The organism is Nocardia sp. NPDC051787 (assembly GCF_040681325.1).
Classification (GTDB): Bacteria; Actinomycetota; Actinomycetes; order Mycobacteriales; family Mycobacteriaceae; genus Nocardia.
The window spans coordinates 24970-48891 of the sequence record NZ_JBFAYO010000042.1 but is presented as its reverse complement, the minus strand read 5'-3'; the positions used below and the strand labels follow the sequence as shown (position 1 = coordinate 48891).

At 71.0% G+C, this 23922-nt stretch carries 18 protein-coding genes and 3 pseudogenes; 4 read left to right on the top strand and 17 right to left on the bottom strand.

The features are described 5' to 3' along the window. Positions 1 to 352: 352 nt before the first annotated feature. The 4 genes from AB0M45_RS30815 to AB0M45_RS30800 form a co-directional block, all read right to left on the bottom strand. Entirely contained in the window at positions 353 to 1390 is a 1038-nt protein-coding gene (locus AB0M45_RS30815) for a phytoene/squalene synthase family protein (RefSeq protein ID WP_364336395.1), read from the bottom strand. Next, the gene (locus AB0M45_RS30810; RefSeq protein ID WP_364336415.1) at positions 1387 to 2982 is read right to left on the bottom strand and encodes an alpha-(1->6)-mannopyranosyltransferase A; all 1596 of its coding nucleotides are present in this window, start codon (positions 2980 to 2982) and stop codon (positions 1387 to 1389) included. The genes AB0M45_RS30815 and AB0M45_RS30810 overlap by 4 nt, the downstream gene beginning before the upstream one ends. Before the next feature lie 177 nt (positions 2983 to 3159). After that, the gene (gene crtI, locus AB0M45_RS30805) at positions 3160 to 4743 is read right to left on the bottom strand and encodes a phytoene desaturase family protein (RefSeq protein ID WP_364336393.1); all 1584 of its coding nucleotides are present in this window, start codon (positions 4741 to 4743) and stop codon (positions 3160 to 3162) included. Positions 4744 to 4792: 49 nt separating this feature from the next. After that, positions 4793 to 5875, bottom strand: coding sequence for a polyprenyl synthetase family protein (locus AB0M45_RS30800; protein ID WP_364336413.1), 1083 nt, complete (start codon positions 5873 to 5875; stop codon positions 4793 to 4795). A gap of 233 nt (positions 5876 to 6108) precedes the next feature. On the opposite strand from AB0M45_RS30800, the gene AB0M45_RS30795 reads away from it, so the two are divergent. Then, positions 6109 to 7110, top strand: a complete 1002-nt coding sequence (locus AB0M45_RS30795) for a methylenetetrahydrofolate reductase (RefSeq protein ID WP_364336391.1) — start codon at positions 6109 to 6111, stop codon at positions 7108 to 7110. A 100-nt stretch (positions 7111 to 7210) separates the two neighbouring features. Here AB0M45_RS30795 and AB0M45_RS30790 read toward each other — a convergent pair. The 8 genes and pseudogenes from AB0M45_RS30790 to AB0M45_RS30755 form a co-directional block, all read right to left on the bottom strand. Beyond that, positions 7211 to 8019, bottom strand: a pseudogene (locus AB0M45_RS30790) (LLM class flavin-dependent oxidoreductase). 142 nt (positions 8020 to 8161) lie between these two features. Continuing rightward, positions 8162 to 8968, bottom strand: coding sequence for a DUF1684 domain-containing protein (locus AB0M45_RS30785; RefSeq protein WP_364336389.1), 807 nt, complete (start codon positions 8966 to 8968; stop codon positions 8162 to 8164). A gap of 88 nt (positions 8969 to 9056) precedes the next feature. Next, positions 9057 to 9395 (bottom strand): hypothetical protein, encoded by a 339-nt coding sequence (locus AB0M45_RS30780; protein ID WP_364336387.1) that lies wholly within the window; start codon positions 9393 to 9395, stop codon positions 9057 to 9059. Between the two features lie 201 nt (positions 9396 to 9596). After that, positions 9597 to 11177 (bottom strand): annotated as a pseudogene (locus AB0M45_RS30775) (ABC transporter ATP-binding protein); the annotation flags it as partial. After that, entirely contained in the window at positions 11174 to 12010 is an 837-nt protein-coding gene (locus tag AB0M45_RS30770; protein ID WP_364336411.1) for an ABC transporter permease, read from the bottom strand. The gene AB0M45_RS30770 and the pseudogene AB0M45_RS30775, both read right to left, overlap by 4 nt. Before the next feature lie 89 nt (positions 12011 to 12099). After that, positions 12100 to 13118, bottom strand: a pseudogene (locus AB0M45_RS30765) (ABC transporter permease). 2 nt (positions 13119 to 13120) lie between these two features. Continuing rightward, positions 13121 to 14680: an ABC transporter substrate-binding protein gene (locus tag AB0M45_RS30760; RefSeq protein WP_364336409.1), complete on the bottom strand. Its 1560-nt coding sequence runs from the start codon at positions 14678 to 14680 to the stop codon at positions 13121 to 13123. A gap of 56 nt (positions 14681 to 14736) precedes the next feature. Continuing rightward, positions 14737 to 15849 (bottom strand): LLM class flavin-dependent oxidoreductase, encoded by a 1113-nt coding sequence (locus tag AB0M45_RS30755; protein ID WP_364336385.1) that lies wholly within the window; start codon positions 15847 to 15849, stop codon positions 14737 to 14739. A 464-nt stretch (positions 15850 to 16313) separates the two neighbouring features. Between AB0M45_RS30755 and AB0M45_RS30750 the strand changes: the two genes are divergently transcribed. Then, positions 16314 to 17003, top strand: coding sequence for a hypothetical protein (locus AB0M45_RS30750; protein ID WP_364336383.1), 690 nt, complete (start codon positions 16314 to 16316; stop codon positions 17001 to 17003). Positions 17004 to 17141: 138 nt separating this feature from the next. On the opposite strand, the gene AB0M45_RS30745 is transcribed toward AB0M45_RS30750, so the two are convergent. From AB0M45_RS30745 to AB0M45_RS30725, 5 genes are all read right to left on the bottom strand, one after another. Next, complete coding sequence (locus tag AB0M45_RS30745; RefSeq protein WP_364336381.1) at positions 17142 to 18308, bottom strand: glycosyltransferase family 2 protein; 1167 nt, start codon at positions 18306 to 18308, stop codon at positions 17142 to 17144. 35 nt (positions 18309 to 18343) lie between these two features. Beyond that, on the bottom strand, positions 18344 to 19093 hold the full coding sequence (locus AB0M45_RS30740; RefSeq protein ID WP_364336407.1) for a DUF3153 domain-containing protein: 750 nt from the start codon (positions 19091 to 19093) through the stop codon (positions 18344 to 18346). A 275-nt stretch (positions 19094 to 19368) separates the two neighbouring features. Next, positions 19369 to 20139: a carotenoid biosynthesis protein gene (locus AB0M45_RS30735; protein WP_364336379.1), complete on the bottom strand. Its 771-nt coding sequence runs from the start codon at positions 20137 to 20139 to the stop codon at positions 19369 to 19371. A 287-nt stretch (positions 20140 to 20426) separates the two neighbouring features. Next, on the bottom strand, positions 20427 to 21992 hold the full coding sequence (locus AB0M45_RS30730; protein WP_364336377.1) for an NAD(P)/FAD-dependent oxidoreductase: 1566 nt from the start codon (positions 21990 to 21992) through the stop codon (positions 20427 to 20429). Positions 21993 to 21999: 7 nt separating this feature from the next. Next, positions 22000 to 22611 carry a GNAT family N-acetyltransferase gene (locus AB0M45_RS30725; RefSeq protein WP_364336375.1) on the bottom strand — a complete coding sequence of 204 codons (612 nt, stop codon included), beginning with the start codon at positions 22609 to 22611 and terminating at the stop codon, positions 22000 to 22002. Between the two features lie 168 nt (positions 22612 to 22779). Here AB0M45_RS30725 and AB0M45_RS30720 point away from each other — a divergent pair, with 168 nt between their 5' ends. Beyond that, a complete protein-coding gene (locus AB0M45_RS30720) occupies positions 22780 to 23220 on the top strand; it encodes an SAV_6107 family HEPN domain-containing protein (protein WP_364336373.1) in 441 nt (146 codons plus the stop codon). 194 nt (positions 23221 to 23414) lie between these two features. Next, complete coding sequence (locus tag AB0M45_RS30715; RefSeq protein WP_364336371.1) at positions 23415 to 23834, top strand: DUF3040 domain-containing protein; 420 nt, start codon at positions 23415 to 23417, stop codon at positions 23832 to 23834. Positions 23835 to 23922 lie beyond the last annotated feature (88 nt).

Below are 23922 nucleotides of genomic sequence, written 5' to 3'. Positions count from 1 at the left end.
GCTGCGGGCTCACCGGCAACACCGAGACATCGGGGTCGACCGAAACACCCACCCAGCATCACCCGCCACAACCACCGACCACAACCCGCAGCCACGCACCCGACCGCCACACACAGCGAATTTTCCTCACCCACGGCGGAGCGCAGCACTCCTGGAAAGCTTCGCTCGAAAGTGGTGGTTGGGCCGATGTGGTCGCGCGGGGAACAAGCGTCCGGGGTCGCGCAACGGCTGGCCGGGCTTGATGTGAGATGAGCGGCACGTGGTTCTGTTGTCGCGGTGCGGGGCCGAAGGTAGATAGGTAGGTGCTGATCGGCACCACGAACCCGTGCCTGCGTTTGGGCGGGCTCTTCGGTCAGCGCTCGAATCGGGCGCGGAGGGTGGCGGTGGTGAATTCGGTGGCGGCGACGCGGAGGCGGTGGTGGCGGGGGACGACGGCGCGGTGATCGAAGACGGCGTAATCGCCGCGTTCGATGTGGCGCAGGATGTCGGCGTAGAGGGTGGTCGCGGTGTTGATGGCGGGGCGGACGCGCGGCTCGAGCAGGGCTATGCCGGGTTCGGCGCGGCGGTAGAGATCGCGGTTGACCGCGATGAGGTGGGCCAGGGCGCGGCGGACGCGCGGGTCGGTGCGTCCGGTGCGGCGGCACTCGAAGAGCAGGTCGTCGTCCACGCCGAACGCGGTGAGCGCGTCGGCGGGCAGGTAGACCCGGTCGCGATCGAGGTCCTCGCCGATATCGCGCAGGAAGTTGGTGAGCTGGAACGCCTCGCCGAGCGCGGCCGCGGCCGGTTCGGCCTCGGCTACCGGGGCGACCGTGCCGAGGACGGGGAGCAGCTGCAATCCGATCGCGGCCGCGGAGCCGCGCATGTACTCGTGTAGCTCGGCCATGGTGGCGTACCGGTTCCGGAAGCCCGGGGTGCCGGGCACATCCATCCGCATGGAATCCAGGAACGTCCAGAAGTGCTGCGGGGCAATGTCATAACGCCGGATGGTGTCGGTGACGGCGGCCAGGATGAGCGTGCGTGGCCGCGCACCGGCCCCCCAGCTGCGGGTGGCTACCGGGTTCGGGGTCCGCAGGACCGAGGTCGGATCATTGATCGGCGGCATGCCCGGTTCGAGCGCGCCGCTCAGCTCCCGCTCGATCAGGTCGAGCGCATCGGCCGGTCCGTCACCAAGCGCTCCTCCTTCGTCCGCTCCGCCTGGCTGACCGGCGCGATCGACGATGTCGTCCACCATTCGCGCGAACGCGTACAGCGCGTGCACCGCGGGCCGTCGCTGCGCCGACAGCAGCCGGGTGGCCAGAAAATAGGTGCGGCCGTGGGTGGCGGCGATCTGTCGGCATTCCCGGTAGGCGAGTGCGAGCAGGGCGTCAGCGGGTAGGTGATCGTCGGTCATGGAGCGGAGGGCGAGGCGGTGACGCTGGTTCGTGCGGTGCTCGGTGGGCTGGCGCGCAAGCGCAGCGGGTCCACGGTACGCAGCGACAGGGCCGCCACAACGGCGGCGAAGGTGGCGGCGGCGACATGCCAGAAGTTGTACAGGCCGATCGAACCGTCCGGCTGGAAGACCAGCATGAGCCAGGTACACACGCCCACCAGCGCCATCAGCGTGGCGGTGGACAGCGCGAACCCGGCGGCCAGCGCCAGCGGCCACGAGTAGTACCAGGGCAGTGCGGCGGGCGAGAGGATGACGATCGCGACGAACGCGATCAGGATGCCGAGCACCGCCTCCCGCTCGCTGTGCCGGAACCGCCACCACGTCCAGGCCAGCACCGCGACCAGAGTCAGCGCGCACATCGCGCGGGTCACCTCGAGCACCGACTCCAGCCGCAGCGGGGTTACCCAGGTGAAGGCGTGCGCCATCACGGTGGGCAGCGAAAGCCAGTTGATGATCTTCTTCGAGCCGGACAGCGCGGTCAGCCAGCCGATGCCGACACCGGCGATGGCCGAGGCGGCGACGAACACGACCGCGAACACGCTGAGGCCGAGACCGGCGATCTTCGCGAACATCAGCGCGGGATGCGGCATGTCGTCGGTGCGCTCGGCGGCGTCGCCGGGTTGTTCGCTGGCGGGCAGGTGCGCCGGGTCGCGCCCGACTCGCTGCGCCGCGCGGCGCTCGCGTTCGTGCAGCATCCAGATCCACACCAGGAACGGCAGCGCCACGCCCGCGGTCGCCTTGATGGCCACGCCGATCGCGACCACCACGATGCCCGCCACATGGTGGCGCTCCAGCACCAGCGCGATGCCCGCGCACATCAGCCCGACCATCAGCATCTCGTTGTGCACGCCGCCGATGAGGTGGATCAGCACCAGCGGGTTGAGCACCGCCAGCCACAACGCGACGGTCGGTTTGCCGCCGAGATGCTTGGTCAGATACGGCACCGCCCACATCATCAGCGCCAGGCCGGGCAGCATGACCAATCGCATCGCGATGGTGCCCGCCACCACGTTGTCGCCGGTGACGGCGGTGATCGCGCGTCCGAGCAGCAGGAACACCGGGCCGTAGGGTGCGGTGGTCGTGGTCCAGACCGGGCTCACGTTGTCCAGCAGCACACCGGGATTGGCGACCGGGCCGACCTGGTAGGGGTCGAAGCCGTCGCGCAGCAGTGCGCCCTGCGCCAGGTAGGAGTAGGCGTCGCGGCTGAACATCGGCACGGCGAACAGCAGCGGGGCGATCCAGATGCCGACGATCGCCCGTAGCTCGTTCAGCGTCACCCCGGCGCCGACCCGGTCGCCGGTGCCGATCGTGGCGCGCCCGAGCCGGACCCAGGCGGTGACCATCAGCAGCACGCCGATCCAGATGCAGATGGTGGACAGCGCGTAACCGTGCCCGAACCGCAGCCAGGACAGGTGCATGGCCTCCAGCAGCGGGTCGCGCTTGCGGACGCTGCCCGCCCCGAACCCGCCGAAGGTGATCATGATGGCGCCGAAGAAGCCGAGCAGGGCGGCGTGGCCCTCGGGGCTTCTGGCGAAGTCGGCGTAGGCGCGCATCCACCACAGGAAACCACGGGGGGCGGCCGATTCGCGACGTGCGGAGGTGGGTGATGCGAGGTCGGTGATGCCAGGAGAGGCGGCCTCTGCGGTGCGCGTTTCGGGGGATGCCATCTGGTGTCGGTCCCCCCGAATGGTCGGCGGTCGCAACCGCGAGCGAATAGGTCGGCGCTTAGTTTACGGCGTCGCCTCGAACACTATCCGGCTGGTGCGCGGGGTTCCACGCGGCCCGCGCCGGATATGTCCGGAAATGCGGGTTGCCGCTAGTTTTCCGGAAAGCAGCGCGGTCGGCACGCCGACACCAGGGGTCGTGCCGCAACCCGCGATAACCACGTTGTCGCTGGAGCGGGGGAAATTGCTCGGTCGAAACGGACCGGTTTGCCGGAAAAGGTGCGCCGCGGAGAATGGTGTGCCCGCCAGCATTCCGGCGTCGAGCCATGTTTGCGGCGTGTCGAGCCGATCGACGGCGAAGTGCTCGGCGATGCCGCGGTACCCGCGCGCTTCCAGAACCGTGAGCAGCTCGCGCAGGTAGGCCGGCCCCAGCCGTTGCCAGTCCAGCGGCGCCGCCACCAGATTCGGGCACGGCGCGAGCACGGAGAACGGTTCGTACCGTCCGTCGCGCCGGTCGATGAACAGGCTCGGGTCGGTGAGCGCGGGCCGGGTCAGCAGCAGCGAGGGGTCGCTCATCAACTCGCCACGGCCGCGGGGCGCGGTGATCTCGGCGAACGTGCTGTCCCAGGCATGCCCGAACTCGATGGTGTGGTGTGCCTGCACCGGCCAGCTCGCCGCGATCGCGGCGGGGACGGTGCCGTGCGCGACGACCGCAGAGGGTGAGGCACGCAATCCGCGCCTGGGCCGCACGCCGAAACGGTCGAGCGACCCGAGGTCGGCGGTGAGCACGAGCGCGTCGCAGGCGAACGAGCGTCCGTCGGCGGTGCGGGCGCGGCGGGCCCTGCGGCCCGCGTAGTCGATCCCGGTCACCTCGGCGCCGAGTTCCAGCCTGCCGCCCGCGTCGGTGAACGCCTGCGCCAGCGCCACCGCGATCGCGCGCATGCCGCCCTCGGGGAAGTAGACGCCCAACGAGGTGTCCATATGCGGGATCGCGCCGTACACGGCGAGCGCCTGGGCGGGCGGCATGCCCGCGTAGAGGGCCTGGAAGGTGAACAGGCGGGCCAGGCGCGGATCGCGCAGGAACCGGCGCACCCGGGGCCCGAGTCGCCCGAAGCCGCCGAGCCGCACCAATTCGACGAGCGCGCGGCGCTTTTCGGCGAGCCCCACCATATCCAGCGGCGAGTCGAAGTTGGTGTCCATGAACTCGGTGAACTCGGCCGCGTAGACGCGGGCCAGCCAGTCACGCAGGCGCCGGTATCCGCGCGCCTCAGCGGGGCCACAGGTCTGCTCGACCTCCGCTTCCATCGCGTCCGCGTCGGCGAACACCCTGATCTCGGCGCCGTCGGCGAACCGAGCGTGATAGCCGGGCGCCAGCCGGTGGATGCGCAGCGGGGGCACGCAGGTTTCCGGCGAGCGGCCGACGGCGGCGAGCGCGTCGGTGATCAGCTCCGGCAGCGTCAGCACGGTGGCGCCGGAATCGATGTCGTAGTCCGCGCCCCGGTAGCGCCCGACCCGGCCGCCGGGGTGGTCGGCGCGCTCGAGCAGCGTGACCGTGTGGCCCGCGCCGGTCAGGTACAGCGCGGCCGACAACCCGGCCAGGCCCGCGCCGACGACCACCACGCGATCGGTCGGTCCCGCAACGGTTCTCACCTGGTCCGCCTCCTCGCCGGGCCGTGCGTGGTCGAAGGCTCCGGGGCGATCACGCGGCGCGCTTGGTCGCGGCCAGCGCCATCGCGCGCAGCCGTTCCTTCGCCATGGGCGTCGCCGAACTGGCTTCGATGGCGGCCAAGCCGTTGTCGGTGAGTTCGGTAATCCTGCGTTCCACCTCGTCGACCGCGCCGAGCTCGACGAGCAGCGAGCGGAGCCGTTGCACCGCGTCCGCGCTCAGATCGGTGCCGATACTGGTGCGCAGCAGGGCGCCGGCGGCGGGGTCGCTGGCGTCGGCGCGGCGCAGCGCCTCGGCGAGCAGCACGGTGCGCTTTCCTTCGCGCAGGTCGTCACCGGAGGGCTTGCCGGTCACCGCCGGGTCGCCGAACACGCCGAGCAGGTCGTCGCGCAGCTGGAAGGCGATGCCGATGGCGGTGCCGAACGTGCGATATGCCTCGATCAGCCTCGGTTCGGCTTCGGCGATGGCCGCGCCCAGGTGCAGCGGGCGTTCGACGGTGTAGGCGGCGGTCTTGTACCGGTTGATCCGCAGCGCGGCCTCCACCGATTCGTCGGCGCCCGCCTCACCGTTGATGTCGAGCAGTTGGCCGCCGAGCACCTCGGTGCGCATATCGGCCCACACCGGCGCGAACCTGGCGATGGCCGCGGGCGGGAGACCGGACGTGTGCACCATGTCATCGGCCCAGGACAGCGCCAGATCCCCGATCAGGATGGCCACGCTGGTGCCGAAGTGGGCCGCGTCGCCCGTCCAGCCGCGGTCGCGGTGGCGCTGCTCGAAGTCGACGTGCACGGTGGGGAAACGGCGGCGGGTGCGGGAGGAATCGATGATGTCGTCGTGGATCAGCGCGCAGGCCTGGACCAGTTCCAGCGCCGAGCAGGCGGTGAGCACCGCGGCGGCCTGCGGTCCATGCGGATCGCCGCCCGCGCCGAGCCACCCGGTCCAGGCGAACGCGGGCCTGGTGCGTTTCCCGCCGCGCAGCACGAACTGCTCCAGTGCGTCCGCGGCCTCGACGAAGACCGGGCCAAGGCGCTCCACGGTGTCGCGGCGGGTGGCGAAGAAGCTGGTCAGCGCATCTTCCACGGCGGTGACGAAGGCGGGGGTGCCCGGCCGCGGCACGGCGGTCTGCGGCGTCTGGGTACCGATTCCGGCGGACAGGGGAGCCTCCAAGGTCGTGCGGATGGTGGACGCACTCCGTGCGGGGTGCCCGAGCGCTGCGGGTGATTCGCGGCCGAGCGAGATCGGTCGCGCGTGTCGTCCGGCGTGGCGAACATGCCACCTCGGTCCGAAGAATACGCGGGCCGTCCGAGCGACCCGACGGCGCTGCCACCGGTCACCTTTACACTGAACCGGTGACTTTCGACAACGTGCGGGGAAGCTCGACCCCTGGCCGGCCGTCCCGGACGCAACCGAACGTCTCTGCCACACCCTCGGTCGTCCAGAGTCTGCGGGCCCACACAGGGCGCACGGTGCCGTTCTCAGTGGAGTTCAATCCGCCCCGCGACGCCCCGGCCGAGGCGCGGCTGTGGCGCGCAGTGCGGCAGTTCGAGTGCATGCACCCGGCGTTCGTGTCGATGACCTACGGCGCGGGCGGTTCCACCCGCGACCGCACCGTGCGCGTCACCGGCCAGCTCGCGCAGGAGACCACGCTGCTGCCGGTGGCGCACCTGACCGCGGTGGAGCACAGCGTCGCCGAGCTGCGCTCGCTGGTCGGCGCCTACGCCGACTCCGGCATCCGCAACATCCTGGTGTTGCGCGGCGACCCGCCGGGCGATCCGCTCGGTGAGTGGCACAAGCACCCCGCGGGCGTCTCCTACGCCGAGGAGCTGGTGCGCATCGTGCGTGAACTCGGCGATTTCCACGTCGGCGTGGCCTCGTTCCCGCAGGGCCACCACCGCTCGCCGGACCTGGAGACCGACACCGCGTTCCTGGCCGCGAAACTGCGTGCGGGCGCGGAGTATTCGATCACCCAGATGTTCTTCGACGTCGAGCACTACCTGCGCCTGCGTGATCGTCTCGCGGCGTTCGATCCGATCGAGGCCGCCAAGCCGATCATCCCGGAGCTGATGCCGATCACCTCGCTGCGCACCGTCAAGCGCGCCGAGGAACTATGTGGCAGGCCGCTGCCCGCCGCGGTCATGGACCGGCTGCGCACGGCGGCAGGTGACGGCCCCGAGGAGAACGCTGCCGCGGTGCGCGCGGCGGGCATCGAGATCGCCACCGAGATGGCCCAGCGTCTGATCGACGAGGGCGCCCCCTGCCTGCACTTCATCACGCTCAACTTCGCCAAGGCGACCAGCGAGGTACTCACCAACCTCGGCTACGGCGTCACCGTCGCACCGATCAGCGCCTGAGTCGCGACATCAGCCGTAGCCCCGCACTGTGGCAGTCGAAGCGCTCCCGGTAACGGCGTTGCCGGGACCGCTTCCAGTTCGGTCGAGCCCGGCGGCGGTCTCAGGCCGCGCGCGCGGCGCGCAAGCCCCACGCCTCGGCGAGCAGCCGATGTGAGTCGAGCCGGTCGGCGTGCCGATGGGTGACGCTGGTGACCAGCAGTTCATCGGCACCGGTGAGCTGTTGCAGCGCGGCCAGCCGCTCCACGACGGTGCCCGGTGCGCCCACGAACTGGGTGGCCAGGCGGTCGTCGACCAGGCGTCGCTGTTCCGCGGTGAGCGGCTCGATGGTCGCCGGGTCCGCGTAGGGGGCCGCGCCCGTACCTCGTCGACCTGCTCGGCGAAGTCCAGTGGCTGCGCGCCGCGCTGCTGGAGCGCGCTCAGCGAGGCGATGAACCTCGACCGGTCCACGATGCGCCCCGGATCGAACGGCGGTGGAACCACGACACCATCGCGGATCTCGGTGCGGCCGGTCACGGAATCACCCACGGGTTTGCCGCCCTTGGGCCGCGCGGCTTCCGCACCGAACTGGCTGCGCCGATGACCCGAGCGTCCGAGCCCGAGGTCGAGCCGGCCCGGGTACAGCGCGTCGATCGTGCCGAACGCCTCCACGATCGACGCCGACGTGTGGTGGCCGGCCTGTACCGCCGCCGAACCCACCCGGATGCGCGTCGTCGCCGCCGCGACCAACCCGATGAGCGTGATCGACGACGAGCTCGCCACCGACACGAAGTGGTGTTCGGCCAGCCAATACCGGTAGTAGCCCCACTGTTCGGCGTGCTGGGCCAGATCGATGGTGTTGCGCAACGCCTGCTGCGGGGTCGAGCCCGCGCTGACCGGGGAGAGGTCCAGGATCGATAGTGGAACGGTCATGCTGTGTCTCCTTTCCGGTGTGAGCTGCGCCCTCCGTGGTGACGGCTTCGCTGCCGCCTCCGGTCCGGACCGCTCCTGACTGCGTCTCGCCGGCGCTCGGCTCCGTCATGCGCGGTGCGCGCTGTGTTGCTGGTTCGTTCGCTCACGCCGCCCGCCGCTGCCGTGGATTCTGTTCGCCCGCCTCGATGGCCACGCGCAGCCGGTTCTGCGCGGGCGCCACCGGGCAGGTCGCGAAATCGGTGAAGGCGCAGGGGAGGTTGGCCGCCCGGTTGAAGTCCAACACCACCGTGCCGTCCGCGTCCGGCACGCCGCCCGCGAGCGTGCGCGCTGCCGGGTAGGTCGTGACGCCGCTGGTCGCGTCGGTGAACAGCACCCGCAGGTGGGCCGGATCGCCGAACGCGACAACCCGTTCGGTCACCTCGCCGATGCGGAATTCGATGGTGCCCGCCGCGGTGTGATGGTGTTCGAGTCCGTCCACCACCGCGCCGGTGGTCACGGTCTGCGCTTCGTCGAACGGCGTGAACCGGCCGTGCACGATCCAGCGCGGGTCCGGCGCGTATGCGGGGATCCCGTCGAAGGTCGACAGGCCCGGTGCGGCCGGATCGTGCACCCGGACGGCGTAGCGGCCGGTGCGGCGGATCACCTCGAGCACCCGGTTCTCCTGCCGCACCCGCAGTCCCGGCGCCCCTTCGTCGGGTGTGACGATCTGCACGCCCGCGACGCCGACGCCGTCGTACTCCAGCCGGTCGGCGGGCTGCGCGGTGATGAACACCTTGTCGTCGGTGACCCACCAGGTGCCCGGCACGTCCGGCCGCCGCTCGGGGCGGTCGGTGAGCCAGTGCAGCGCGGTCAGGCTGAGGAAGCCGAGCGGGTCTCGCAACTGGTCCTCGCGCGCGTCGTGCCAGCGCGCCCACTCGGTCTCGAAAGCGCTGGTGATGCTGGTGGTCATGAGGCTGTCGCTCCTTCGGGGGCGGTGCTGTGGTGGTGGGGATTGCGCAGGCCGAGATGGTCACGCAGGCGGGTTGCGTTGCGCGCCATCACGCCGTGCCGTCGGCGTCGATCTGCCGGTGCAGCGCCGGGTGGACGCCCGGACCGGCCACGTGGGGAGCCAGGAACAGCGCTTGCTGCCACAGCTCGGTGCGCCGCCGGTGGGTCAACCGGCCGACGCGGCGATTCCGTTCGGCGCGCAGCGGCGCGGTGGGGTGTACGCGCTCACCGACGGGCGTCTCGTTGACACGCGGCGCGCGCAGGTGGGTGCGCCACCACCGTGCCGGGCCGGTACCGGACTCGACCCGGTCGGCTGGAACGTTGGGCCCAGGGCACGGCTCGGTCCCGGAGTCGGCCGCTTTCCGGTGGGAGAAGGCGGAATACACCATCAAGGCGATCCTTTCGGTGGGTGCCACCACGCGCTCGGCTCGTGGCCGGTGTGGGCTCCGGTGTGCGGATACGGGTGGTCGTGGCGGGCGCGGCCGGTCCGGGTCGGCTGCGGCATGGCGCCCGGTGTTCGTGCCGGATCAGCACCCGGCTGTGGCGGTAGGTCGGATGCGGCATCAGAAGGCGCTTTTCGCGACGGGTGCGGGAATGGCCGACAGCAGCTCACGCGTGTATTCGTGCCGCGGATTGTCGAATATGTCGGCAGTGCGGCCGCTTTCGACGACGCGGCCGTTGCGCAGCACCGCGACGTGATCGCTGATGCGGCGGACCACCGCCAGATCGTGCGAGATGAACAGGTAGCTCAGCGACAGCTCGCCCTGCAGGCGGTCCAGCAGCTGGAGGATCTGGGCCTGCACCGACGCGTCCAGCGCCGAGACCGGTTCGTCGAGCACGAGCAGCTCGGGATGCAGGGCCAGGGCCCGGGCGATGGCGACGCGCTGGCGCTGTCCGCCGGACAGTTCAGCGGGACGGCGCTGCGCGAACTCCGCAGGCAACGCGACCTGCTCGAGCAATTCGGCCACCCGTTCCCGGCGCGCCGAGCGAGCACCGATGCCGAAAGCGTGCAAAGGTTCCTCGACGATCGAGCCCACCCGCCAGCGCGGGTCCAAGGAGGCGTACGGGTTCTGGTACACCACCTGGAAGCGCCTGCGCAGCGCACGCAGTCGCGCGCCGCGCGCCTCGACAACTCCTGGCCGTCGAAGATGACCTCGCCGCGGTCGGGTTCGATGAGCCGCAACGCGATCCGCGCCGTGGTGGACTTGCCCGAGCCGGACTCCCCGACCAGCGACAGGGTTTCACCGCGGCCGAGCTCGAATCCGACTCCGGCCACCGCGGTCACCGTATCGCCGCCCTGTGCCCGGAATGTCTTGTGCACCTCCCGCAGGACCAGCAGCGGCTTGCCGGCCCGGGGTTCGGCGGCGCGATAGGCGCCGGGTGGAGCGAGGCTCGGCGAGGCGGCGAGCAGCCGCGTGGTGTACGGGTGGCGCGGCGAGCAGCTCGGTGGTCGGCCCACTCTCCACCACCTCGCCGCCGCTGAGCACGACGAGCCGGTCCGCGCGTTCGGCGGCCACGGCCAGATCGTGGGTGATCAGCAGCACCGCCGTGCCGCGCGCCGCGATCTGCTCCGCGAGCCGGTCCAGTACCCGGCGCGCGACGGTGGCGTCCAGCGCGCTGGTCGGCTCGTCGGCGATGACCAGGTCCGGCGCGCAGGCCAGGGCGGCCGCGATCAGCACCCGTTGGCGCTGTCCGCCGGACAGCTCATGCGGGTACTGCGCCGCTCGCAGCTCCGGCCGGTCCAGCCCGGCGTCGGCCAGCAGCTCGATTGCTCGGGCCCGCGCTGATCTGCGGTCGGCCAGGCCGTGCACCAGCAGCGCTTCGGCCACTTGGTCGCCGACGCGCCGCATGGGGTTCAGCGACAACCCCGGGTCCTGCGGGACGAAACCGATCCGGGCTCCGCGCAGCCGCCGCAGCGCGCGTTCGGACCCGATGTCGACCACCGAGCCGTCGAACGTGATGGTGCCACCGGTGATCTCGGCGTTGGTCCCGAGTAGCCCGATCACGGCTTGGGCGAGCGTGGACTTGCCGGAGCCGGACTCGCCGACCAGCGCAACCACCTCGCCGCGGGCCACGCCGAGCGAGACACCCGCCAGCGCGGTGACCGAGCCCGAATCGGAGAGATAGCGCACCCGCAGATCCTCGACGCGTAACAGCGGCGCCGGGTTCATGCGTGTTCCCCCTTCGCGATGGCGCGTCCGAGGCGCTGAGCGGCGAGGACGACGGCGATGATGACGAAGCCGGGCAGGGTGGTCATCCACCAGGCGGTCGCGAGATAGTTACGGCCTTCGGAGATCAGCGTGCCCCACTCGGGTGTCGGTGGTTTCGCGCCGTAGCCGAGGAAGCTGAGCGCCGACACCGACAGCACGGCCATGCCGAACTCGACCGCGGCCAGCGCGAGGACCGGTTGGTAGGCGTTGGGCAGCACATGCCCGGCCAGCGCCGTGTACCAGCGGACGCCCGCGGCGTGGGCGGCCTCCACATAGACCGCCTGACGCACCCGCAGCACCTCCGAACGCATCACGCGCGCGAAATTGGCCACCAGCGAAATACCCACCGCCACAGCCACATTGCCGGTGCCGAAGCCGAGCGCGGTCACCAGTGCCAGCGACAGCAGCAGCGAAGGGATGGACAGCAGCACGTCGACCGACCGCATGACGATCGCGTCGGCCACGCCGCCGATCGCACCCGACAGCAGGCCGAGAACCGACCCGGCGACGAGCGCGATGCCGACCGCGGCCAGGGTGGCGGTCAGCGAGAGCCCCGCGCCGTGCACCATCCGGGTGTAGAGGTCGCGCCCGAGATTGTCGGTGCCGAACCAGTGTTCGGCGCTGGGCGCCTGGAACTTCCGCGCCGGGACACCGGTCAGCGGATCGCCGCCCGCGAAGACCGACGGTGCCAGCGCCCACTCCATGGCGAGCAGCGCGACGGCGCCCGCCACCAGCAGTCCGGCATTGTCCCGCAACCACTTCCAGCTCACGGCCGGTCGCCGCAGGCCCGGCAGGACCGCACCGCGGCATTCCTCGGTCACGTCAACCACGAGTCGTCACCCCCTCGGCACGCGGTGCCGCGAGGACGACCGGCGGGCAAGTGTCAGGCACGGATGATCGCCTCCTCGGCGGCGTCGGCGGCGTCGACGGCGGTGGGCTCGGACTCGAGATCGACGCCGCGGCGCGACCGCGCCGCGAGGCGGGGGTCGAGCAGCGGATAGATCAGATCCACGGCGAGGTTGACGCTGACGAACACCACCGAGGTGAGCAGCACGATGCCCTGCACCACCGGGATGTCCTGGGCCAGCACGGCGGTCTGGGTCAGCCGCCCGACGCCCTGACGGGCGAAGACCGTCTCCACCACCACCGATCCGGCCAGCATGTTGCCGATCAGGACGCCCGCGATGGTGAACGCGGGCACGCTGGCCGGGCGCAGCACGTGGGTGCGCTGCACCCACCAGCGCGAACCGCCCTTGGCCAGCGCCACATCGACGAACGGCTGACGCCACGTGGTTTCCAGACCGGCGGTGAGCACCTGCGCGATCACCGCGCCGATCGGCAGGGCCAGGGTGAGCGCGGGCAGCACCGTGCCGGCGAAGCCGTGCCCGCCGAACGCGGGCGCCAGCCGCCAATGGAACGAGAACAGTTGCAGCAGTAGCAGTCCGGTCCAGAAGGTCGGTACCGACACCCCGAGCGACGGCAGCGCGGCCAGGGCGTTGCGCAGCCACGGACGGCGGGTGCAGGTGGCCGCGAACGCGACCGAGACGCCGCCGAGGACAGCGAAGAGCAACGCCGCGCCGGTCAGTGCGAGGGTAGCGGGCAGCGCGTCGCCGATCGCGTCGGTGACGGGCTGCCCCGTGGCGATGGAGTGCCCGAGATCGCCGCGGACGGCGTGCTCGAGCGCGCCCAGATACTGGTCCAACAGCGGCCGATCCACCCCCCGTAGCGGGCCTGCAGCTCGGCGATGGCGGCCTTGTCCACCGGCGTGCCGGCGCCGCCACCGTCGGCCGCGATCGAGACCGGGTCGGCGGGCAGCAGGTACAACACCACGAACGACAGCGTGAACGCCGCCCACAGCACCCAGATCGCCTGCAGCGCCCGCAGGACCAGATAGCGCGCCATGGCTACCGCCCGCTCAGCCAGGTGTCGAAGAACTGCAGCCGCGCCGAGGCTTCGAACTTCAGATCGTGTGTGTTCGCCCCGGCCCCGATCGCCTGGGACAGCTCGACGGTAGGGATCCACAAGCCCGCGTCGAGTATCTGCTGTTGTGCGATGCGGATCAGCGCGTTGCGCGGCGCCGTGTCCACGGTGCTCAGTTGCCCGGTCAGCGCGTCGTCCAGCGCGGGAATCGGCTCGCGGGCATTGAGGGTGCGGCCGTCGACCGCGAACGAGGTGCGCAGGATGTCGCCGTCGGCGCGGGTGCTGTTGTAATAGGCGGTGTCGAAGTTCTTGGCGTTCTGCCGGGCCGTGGTCTCCGCGGCCGATACCAGATCCAGCTTCAGCTCGACCCCGACTTGCCGCAGTTGCTGCTGCACCAGCTCGATGATCGCCTGGTTGCCCGCGAAGACTTGACTGAAGAGCACCGAGAACGACAGGCGTTCACCGTTCTTCGCCCGGATGCCGTCCGCGCCGGGGGCCCATCCCGCTTGGTCGAGGATGCCGCGTGCCTTGGCGGGATCGTAGGCCAGGCGTGCCGAGAGATCGGTGTAGCCGGGCGTGTTGCCGGCCAGCGTGCTGGTCGCGGGCTTGAACTGCGGGCCGAGCACGGTGTCCACCAGTTGCTTGCGGTCGATGGCGGGCAGCAGCGCCTGGGGCACCGCCGGATCGCGCAGCGGTCCGCGAGTGACGTTGGGCTGGAATCCGAACGGCACCCCGGGATTGGCGGTGCTGAATACCCGTCCGCCCCCGGCTTCGATCTGTGGCGCGTCCTGTGGCAGCGCGTCGCTGATCGCGTCCAGCTGGCCGGAGGCGAGACTGCCGGTGCGCACGCCGGACTCCGGCACCACGGTGAACTCGATCTTGTCGAGGTAGGCCTCACCACGGTGCGCGAACACCGCCGATCCCCAGTCGTAGCCGGTGCGCTTGGCCAGCGTCACCGCCGCGTCCTGGCGGTAGGACGTATAGGTGAACGGACCGCTGCCGACGTTGTCGCCGAGGCAGCGCTGCTCGGCGGGCCTGGCCGTGGTCACGTCGGCCAGGATGCCGAGCTGGGTGGTCGAGGACGCCTGCAGGAACTGCGCGTTGGGCTTGCTGAACTCCACCCGCGCGGTGAGCCGGTCGACGGCGGTGGTGGCGACATAGTTGGTGAGATAGCTGCTGCCCAGCGGTGCTTTGCCGGAACCCAGCTGCACGATCGAGTCGAACGTATTGCGCACCGAGTCCGCGGTGAGCGGCGTGCCGTCACTGAATGTGACGCCGTCGGTCAAGTGGAAGGTGAACACCTTCGCGTCCGGGCCCACCTCCCAGCGCTGTGCCAGCCACGGCTTCGGCTCGCCGGTGGCCGGATCCTGGTCGGTGAGCGAATCGACGATCTGCCGGGCCACGTAGATGGTCTGGTTGGTACCCGCCTGCGCCGGGTCCGAGCAGGTCGGCGCCTGGGACAGGCCGTAGCGCATGGTGCCGCCGGGCTGGGGCGGGCCCGCGTCGCCGCCGGGCGCGGCCGAATCACTGCCGCAGGCGGCCACCGTGGTGGTCGCGGCGAGCGCGCCTGCCAGCGCGAGGATTCGGTGACGGGATCGGATCACGGGGCAACTCCAGATACTTCGGTGCGGACGAGCTCCTCGCCCGATTCGGGATCGGCGTCGGCGATGCCGGTCGCCAACGGCCGGCTGGGAATGCGGCGGCGCAGTTCGGGCGCCACCTCGGTCTGGAACAGCTCCAGGCCGTCCAGGTACTGCTGTTCGGGGCGCCCGTCGCGTTCGGCGGACAGATGGATCACCTCGTGGCCGAGCCGCTCATGCTGGCGGCCGACCTTGTCGATCACCTGCTCGGGACTGCCGATCAACGCCGAGCTGCGCGTCACGAAGTCGTCCAGGGTCTCGAACACGACGGGCAGCCCGAGCTTGCGCGCCAAGGCCAGTCGTGCCTCGAAGATCGGCGCGAAGGCCGTCCGCGCCTCCTGCGAGGTGCGGGCCACCTGGAAGCCCGCGGTGCCCGCTCCGACGAGCGCGTCGGCCGGGTCGTTGCCGTAGAACGCCCAGCGCTCCCGGTAGTGGCGCACCAGCTCGGCGTAGGGCTCGATCGGATTGGTGACGTTCGCCGAGAACAGCGGATCGCCGTGGCGCGCAGCCAGTTCCACCGAATCGCGGCTGGTCGCGCTGCCGTGCCAGATCCGGATCTTCGGCTGCAACGGCCGCGGCAGCGCCGTGGCCTCGCGCAGCGGCGGACGAAACCGACCGGACCAGGTGACGCTGTCGCCGGCCCACAGTGCCCGCAGCAGCTCGTAGCCTTCGCGATTGCGATCCCACTGGTCGTCGGGGGTGACGTGGAACAGCTGTGCCTGCGCGGCGCCGTTGCCCTTGCCGATGATCAGCTCCAGCCGGCCGCCGGAGAGGTTGTCCAGCGTCGAGTAGTCCTCGAAGGCACGCACCGGGTCGAGCAGGTTCAGCGTGGTCACCGCGGTGAACAGCGTGATCCGCGCGGTCACGGCGGCCAGATGGGCCAGCAGCACCGGCGGCGCGGCGGACAGGAACGGATCCTCGTGCCGCTCGCCGACGGCGAACCCGTCGTAGCCGAGTTCCTCGGCCAGCCGCGCCTGGCCGACGACATCACGCAGGCGCTCGCGGGTACCGGGCAGGCGGCCGGTCCGCGGTTCCGGCACCCGGGTGACGAGGGTGAACAGCAGGAACTTCATGCGGTCGCTCCCAAACTCGGTGACCGGGGGGTGCTGCGACGTCGACGAGCCAGGTCTCTCGGTCGCTCTGGATGGTTGGTGCCGTCCCCTGTCAGCCGATGTCGGGGTCGAGCCGAATGATGATGCCCAGCAAGCGAATCCCTGGACAAGAGAAGTAATCACCGTGAGCGGAGATCTTGTCGCGCCCGGATTCATCGGATATTTGTAGTAGCCAGGCGTGCGCTGCCGGATCGATCCTGCGCGGTTGGCGTCGCGTCATCGCCGACGGGTGCGTGGCGCCGAACAGCGGCGGCCCGGTGCGGCATACGGCTTGCCCGTCGGGTCGAGTCGGCGCCGTCGATCCGGGCAAACTGGACTGCTCCGAAATTGCTGTCCGCAATATCGGCTGTTGAGTGCGTTTGCCAGAGTACTGTGCCCCTCGATCGTTCCGCCGATGAGGAGGTTTCGTGATCATGGTTCGCCGTATGACCATGTTGTCCGCTATCGCGACCGGCTCGGTCGCCATCGCGCTCGCGGGACCGGGCGCCGCGCTCGCGGCCCCGGACGTCCCGGCTCCCGCATTCTCCGACCACACCACGCAGACCGCCGCGCCCGGTGACCTTTGGGGCATCTACAACTCCGCGGTCAACGCGCTGCGCACGCTCGGCATCGAGCCGTTCCTGTATCCGGCCGCGGCGGCGTTGTGCCTCGACAACACGACCCTCGGCCTCGCGCCCGCGGTGGCAGGCTCCATTCCGGGCCCGTGGCCGAAGAACACCGTGCAGATCCCCGGCCTCGACCTCAACGCCGTCAAGGCGGGGCATGCCATGTTCACCTTCGTGCCCTACGGGCTCGGGCCGGACGGTTCGAACACCGCGGGCATGCAGGTCGCCTGGGTCAACCTGAATACCGGGCGCAGCGGCACGGCCACCATGGGGCCGCTGTCGGAGGTCGCCCGCGCGATGATCCCCGCCGCCGTTCCGCCGGAGCTGCGGCCCGCCGCGGAGCGGGCGATCCGGGACTTCCTCTTCGCGTCGCTTCCAATGGGCGGCGTGCGCGCGGTCCCGGTGGACACCGGCCGTGGCACCGTGCTCGCCGCGGTGTTCGGCACGGTCCAGAACGGCACGAAGTCCTGCCACTTCCTGCCGACAGTCGGAATCACCACCGTGCCATGAGGTTCGGCCAGCAACCCTCGTCCTGACCGTGCCGGTCGCCGGGGCACGGTCGTGAGTGAGCGTCAGCGAGTGAACCGACAATGCGGCGCGTATTCGCGGACGACGGGGCCGAGCGTCAGCGAGGCGCAGTCGTGACCGCTATACCAGAAGGCGACCTTTCCAGCGCACCGTGCCCCGGTGGCGGGCACGGTGCGAACGCGCCCAGAGCAGCAGGTACGCGCCCACCGACAGCGGGTGTGCCAGGGCGGCGAGGACATCCGGGTACCGGGGCGGTCCACCGGTTTCCGTCGAGCGGGCCAGCAGCCGACCCGCGACGGCGGCGAGATAGCCGAGCTGGCCGCTCCGCCGGACCGGGCCGCTGCCGAGCACGGCGGCGGCGGGCGGCAGCCAATAGGCAAGGGCGGCAAGCGCTCCCACTGCGGCGCCACCCGTTATCGTGCCGTCGTAGGCCGACCAGAGCCAGCGGGTGTAGCCCGCGTCCAGTTCGCGCGCGCCGCGGTACATCCTGGTTCGCGCGAGCGGACCCGCCGCAGCCAACGTCGTGAAGTGACCGGCCCGGCGCAGCGTGCGTGCGATCTCGAGATCCTCGGTGATGCTCCCGGCCACCGCGGCGTGGCCGCCCACCGCGCGGTACGCGGCGCTGTCGAACACGAGGAATTGGCCGCATGCCACCGCCGTGGACGGGCGCAGGCTCCGATCGGCGGCGTTGACCGGCAGCGTCGAGGCCCACGACCAGCACAGCAGGGGCTGCACCACCGCCTCGGCCGCCGACCCGGCCAGCTGGTACGGCCACGGCGAGACCAATGCGACGCCACCTCTGCGCAGAACCCCCACCGCCGCCGCGAGAGCCGTTGGCGCCAAGCGCACATCGGCGTCCAGGAAGATCAGCACCGGCGTCGCCACACCCTCGGCCAGCCGGACGCAGGCCGCCGCCTTGCCGGTCCAGCCGGGGTCGGGGTCGGACTCGATGCGCAGCAAGGTGAATCGGGGATCGCCATCGATCGCCGCGCGTGCGGCGGCGGAGGTGTCGTCGGTGGAGCCGTCGTCGAGGATGCGCACCGCCATCCGCGGAACCCCCAGCTGGGCACGCAGATCGGCGATCAGATCGGGTAGCCGGTCGGCCTCGTCGCGCGCCGGAACGCAGACGGTGACCGGTTCGATCACCGTCGTCGGCGTGTTCGCCAGCCGCGGCAGGGTGCACCGGTTGTATAGCGCGACGCCGGCGCCAAGCACCGCAAGCGCCGTGGCACAGGTGGGCAGGACGGAGTTCGCGCGCAACGTTTTCGGCCTATCGGCACTCACCATGGGCGCCACGCTATCCCGGCGCACCGGCCGTCCGCTCAGCGATTCTGCGTTACCGAGCGCCACCAGCGGCTCAGGGAGAACCCGACTTCCGGCGCGCCGGGCGGGGCGGGGTTGCGGTCCAGGTACGCCAGGGCGGCGATGATGGCGGCCACCGCGAGGGTGATGCCGCCGACGATGCCGGCCCAGCCCGCGAACGAGCGGGTGTTCGGGTCGGCATAACTGACCTCGGCCCGCAGCGTGGAGACGTCGCCGGGCGGCAGCTTCCAGGAGACGACGTTGTCGCCCTCGCGGCTGCCGTTGGTCTTCGCGACCCGGGCCGGGAACGCGATGGTGAACTGCACGTCGGAGCCGTGCGGCGGCACGGATTTCAGGTCGACCCGGCCGGTCAGGCTGACCAGGTCGCCGGTGCGCTGGAACTGCAACTGGAACATGCCCTGCGTCTGCTCGGACAGCTGCCCCAGCTGCTGCACCTCGCCGAACGACAAGTCTTCGAAGAACACCTGGCTGCCCGAGTATCCGTCTTGCGCGTACGGCTCCACCCGCACCTTCGCGGCGAGCGACTCGGGCGCCTTCAGCTGCGGACCCTTGTCGTCGGAGCCGGTGGGCACCACGGCGGCGACGATCCGGCCGGACACCCGGTCGTTGGACGACAGGCCCATCGACACCTGCACCCGCAGGCAACTCGCGAGCACCGGGACCAGCAACGCCGCCAGCAGGACGGCCGCCGCGACCCGCACGCCGCGGCGTGGACGGCCGCGCTGCGGGCGATCCGGGGCATCGGGCATCGTGGTGACGGGACTCGGCTGCACGGGTGACATCGTGCCAGGCCATCCGTCCGGAATGAAACGCGCCAGTCGCGGCGCGCGTCGGCCGGACAGCGGCCCGATGGCGGCCGTGCGTCGCCGCAAGCCGTGCTCCGGTCCGGCCCGGCGTTCTGCATGCCCGCCGTTCGGGCCAGGCGGCCGCGCCTGTAGGGCACAGAGGTGAAAAACATGGCAGGCTCGCTCGGCGGCCCTGAGGTCCGGGGATCTATCTGCGGCGGCGAGCGGGCCGGGTCCGGTCAGCGCCGCGCGCGAGCCGAGACGGCCAGCAAGGGCACGCCGAGCACACCCATCCCGACCAGGCCGTAACCCGCGGACGACGGCAGGCCGAGGAACGTGGCATGGGCCAGCGCCGACCCCAGCCAGGTCCACAGGAACAGCGCGACCGGCACGGCGAGCGCGCTCGCCGGCGGCGCAAGGACGGGATCGGGCGCCGCGTGTTCCCAGACCGCCAGCAATCCCGCCATCACGAGCGCTACAGCGAACCAACCCAGATAGTTCGTGTACGGAATCTGCGTCAGCCCGGGCAGGCCGGAGTCGGTGTCGCACCAGGTCCACTGCCCGTCGGCGACCATCTGCGGATCCAGGAACAGGTCCCAGCCCACCGCGCCGATCGCGGTCAGCGCGATCCGCGACGACGTGCGCCGCGACACCATTCCGGCCACCACCCATACCGGATACATCCCGCCGGTCCAGGCCAGCGCGACCATCAACGGCACGTCCAGCAGCGCGGGACCGAGCCGATCGGCCGCATAGGCGTAGCAGCCGAATGGCACGCCCGTCGCCGTGCCGATCACCTCGGCCAGCAGCCCGATGCCGGAGACGAGCGTCAGAAAGCCGAGGGCATAGCGGATTCCCCTGGTCGCGGTCGCATGTGCCAGCGCGGCACCGGCGGATAGCAGCACGACCACGATGGTGATCCGGTCGCGCGCACCGCCCACGGTGAGCGGATAACCGATCTGCGCGACAACCGTCAGCGCGACGAGGAACACCGGTAGGAGAAATCGCACGGAGCGGAACCAGGGCGCGGGATGCCCGGCGGTTTGTGCAGGGTGTTCGCGTGCCGGTCCGGTCCGGCCTGCCGCTGCGTGCGGTGGGTCGTCCGGGTGCGCATCCCGAACCACCGCGGACGTCGGTACCGATGGTGTGGGGTCGCGTGTAGGTTCCGTCTGGCCTGTCGCTGCGTGCGGTGGGTCATCCGGGTACGTCATCGCCGAACCACCGCGGACGTCGGCACCGATGGTGCGGGGGTGCTCGCGCGTCGCTGGGGCGTGGCGCGGCGAGTCCCCCGAGCCGGTCATCGCCCGAACCACCGCGGACGCCGGTGCCGCCGCAGGTCGCGCAGGGCGAGCTGGGCGGCCGTGCGGCCGCTCGCCCCGGAGACGCCGCCACCGGGATGAGTGGACGCGCCGGTCAGATACAGTCCCGGCGCGCCGGGCACCCGCTGCCGGGACAGTTCCGGCAGCGGACGCCACAGCATCATCTGGTCCAGCGACATCTCCACGTGCATGACGTTGCCGCCCACGAGCCCGAGTTCGCGCTCCAGGTCCACCGGCGTCTGCACGTGCCTGCGCAGCACCGAGTCGGCGAAACCGGGTGCGTAGGAATCGACTTCGGCGATGATCCGGTCGCCCTCCCGCTTCGCGAGCGCGGCCCAGTCGCGGCCGTCCGCCAGCCGGTACGGATGCCACTGCGCCCACAGCGACAGCTGGTGCTCGCCCGGCGGCGCGATGGTCGGGTCCAGCGCGGTGAAGCTCATCGCCAGCACCACCGGCCGCGGCGGCAGCTCCCCGGCCAGCGCCGCGCCATGCGCGCGGCGCAGGTGCGCTCGATCGGACACCAGGAATTGCAGGCCGCGAGCGGACTCCTCGATCGGGCTACCCGGGTAGCGCGGCAGCGCCCCGGCGGCGACCCGCACCACCATCCCGATACCGGGACCGACCCGGATGCGCCGCCGCCAGTCGTCCAGCTGTGCGGCGTCGAATCCGCCGTCGCGCAGCAGATCCAGCGTGGTGAGCACGTGGGTGCCCGCGATCACGATGGCGGCGCGCAGTTCTCGGCCCGACCCGGTGCGTACCCGCCAGCCGTCGCCTGCGCGCCGCAGGGCGGTCACCGCGTCGTTCGCGTGCACCACCCCGCCGTCGGATCGCAGCCGCGCGACCAGGGCCTCGGTCAGTGCGCCGCTGCCGCCAACGGCGCGGCCCGGCGGCAGCGTGTGCAGGAGCGCGGCGAAGCCGACCATCGGCGCCGTGCCCGGCTCCGACATCGGCGGACCGGATTGCGCGCCGAACCAGGCCAGCGACGCTTTCAGCCGTTCGTCCTCGAAGAAGGTGTCCAGCAACGCGTCTCCGGATTGCAGGAACTCCCGCGACAGCGCGCTCCCGCCGCCTTTCGCGTCCAGCCCCCAGAACGACCGCACCAGCCTGCCCGGCGTCGGCCCGCCACCGAAGGCACGCATCACGCGGGCGCTGCGCGGCCCCCACACCTGGACGAACCGGCGATACGACGCCGCGTCCCGCTGGCCGCAGGCCGCCGCGATCGACGCGCACGTCGCGTCCAGGTCGCGGTGGAACACGATGGCCGGGCGGCCTGCCCGCGCGGGTGTGAATCCCCATGGGTCGCAGTCGATATAGCACAGCCCGAAGCGGTCGAGCTCCAGCTCCTCGATGATGCCGGTGTGGCGGATCATGATGTGCGCCGACGAGCCGCGATCGACCCGATGGCCGGGGAACCGCTCGATCGTCGACACCGCGCCGCCGAGCACGTGGTCGCGTTCCAGCACGTCGACCGCGTGCCCGGCGCGGGCCAGGTAGCACGCGGCGACCAAGGCATTGTGCCCTGAGCCGACGACGATTACCGACACGTCACCCTCATAGCGGCAGCCGCCGGCCGAGGATCGCGAAGGGCCGGTTGTCGCCGGCGAACACGAAGTTGCGGACCACGTCGGTGAATCCTTCCCTGCGGTACAGCCGCCAGGCGCGGTTGTCCTCGCCGTCGACCTCGGGGGTCGACAGCAGCACGGCGCGCTCGGTCCGGTCGCGCAGCAACCGTTCCAGCAGCGTGGCGCCGATGCCGCGGCCCTGTGCGGTGGGATGCACATGCAGTTCGGTCAGCTCGAAATAGTCCGAGAGCAGTTCGCGCGTGGAGTGTTCCGGCCAGCCCGAGCGCCGCATTCCGCTGTGCACCTGCTGGTGCCACCACTGGTGGGCGGCGCCGCGGTAGCCGTAGGCGATCGCCACGATGGGCGCGCTGCGCAGATCGATCCGGCCCGAGTCGTCGGGCACCACCGCGGCGACGGCCTGCCAGCCGGGCCGGGTGGTGTGCTCGGTCCACATCGGCGCGCGGTGGTGCTCGGTGCCGCGCGGATAGTCCATCGCCGCGACGTAGACCGCCAGCGCGTCGTGCAGCCGGGAGCGCAGCGCCGCCACCGAGAGGTCGACGACGGCGGGTGCGGGAGTGTGATTGGGCTTGACGGCGGTCATGGCTCTCGTCGGTCGCGCGGACGCGGAAGTTTGTCGGTGGGCGTCTCTATATTCAAGCTCAATTCAAACGTTCGAATACCTGTTCGGTCCGGGCGGTGCTGGAATGTGGTGTGGCACGCCGTCTCCAGTGCGAGCGCGGACCCGGGTACGCGAAGTGGAGGGACGGCGATGTCTGGTCGAGTGGAACACCCGGGGCAGCCCGGCCGGGCCGGCAAACTGCTGGAGCGGGCGGACGGTTTGCTCATGCAAGCGGCGGGGGAGCGCGATCCGCGGGAGCGGTTCCGCACCGCCTACCTGGCCGCACTGCGCGGTGCGGGCGCGGTGCTCGCGCTCACGGGCGCCGATGCGGCACCCCGGGCGCGCTCGCGCAACGCGTGGGTGCTCCTGCAGCGCGCCGCGCCCGAGTTCGTGATGTGGGCCGACTACTTCAGCGCGCGCTCGGAGATCCGGGCCGCGCTGGAGGCGGGCCTGGATCGGAATGTCGACGATCACGAGGCCGACGAGTTCGCTTCCCGGGTAGGCGCATTCCTCCATGACGTGGAAGATCTCCTCTCGGCGTCGGCTCGGCTGCGACCCGCGCCGGGCTGGACCGGCGGCATGACCGCTTAAGTTATCGTCGAGCAGGCGTACCTGCGCCTTCGCTCCGGCCATGCGCGGGCTGAAGACGGACTCCGTCCGACTGCGCCCATAAGGTGGTCTGGCCCTGATCGAACTCGTATCATTGGTGTCAGATAGCCGCCAAGGTCGGCTATCTGTCGCCTACCCGGAGGCGACAGCCACGTCCTAGTGCCGGGGGAGGTACCGTGCCACTCTCCGAGCACGAGCAGCGCATGCTCGAACAGATCGAGAGCGCTCTCTATGCTGAGGATCCCAAATTCGCCTCGTCCGTCCGCGGCGGACGGCTTCGTTCGACCTCGAGTCGTCGCAGACTCCAGGCCGCGGCGTTGTTCGTCCTCGGCCTCTTTCTCCTCGTCGCGGGAATCGCAGCGCCCGTGAAGCCCGGCGGCTTCCCGATCATCAGCCTGATCGGGTTCATCGTCATGTTCGGTGCTGGCGTGCTCCTGCTACTGGGCACCTCCAAGAACGTCGCCAAGAACGACCGGTCCGGCGGCGGCGACGCCTCCTCGAGCGGCGGCTCCGGCGGACGTGGACGCCAGCGCAAGTCCGGTGGCTTCTCCGAACGCATGGAAGACCGCTTCCGGCGACGGTTCGAGCAAGAATAGCTCGCCCGTAGCCTGACAACTTCAGCACCGGGCATTCCCACCCTGCCGCCACCCATCGGACCCGCCGCCGCGTCATCGGGCGTCGAGG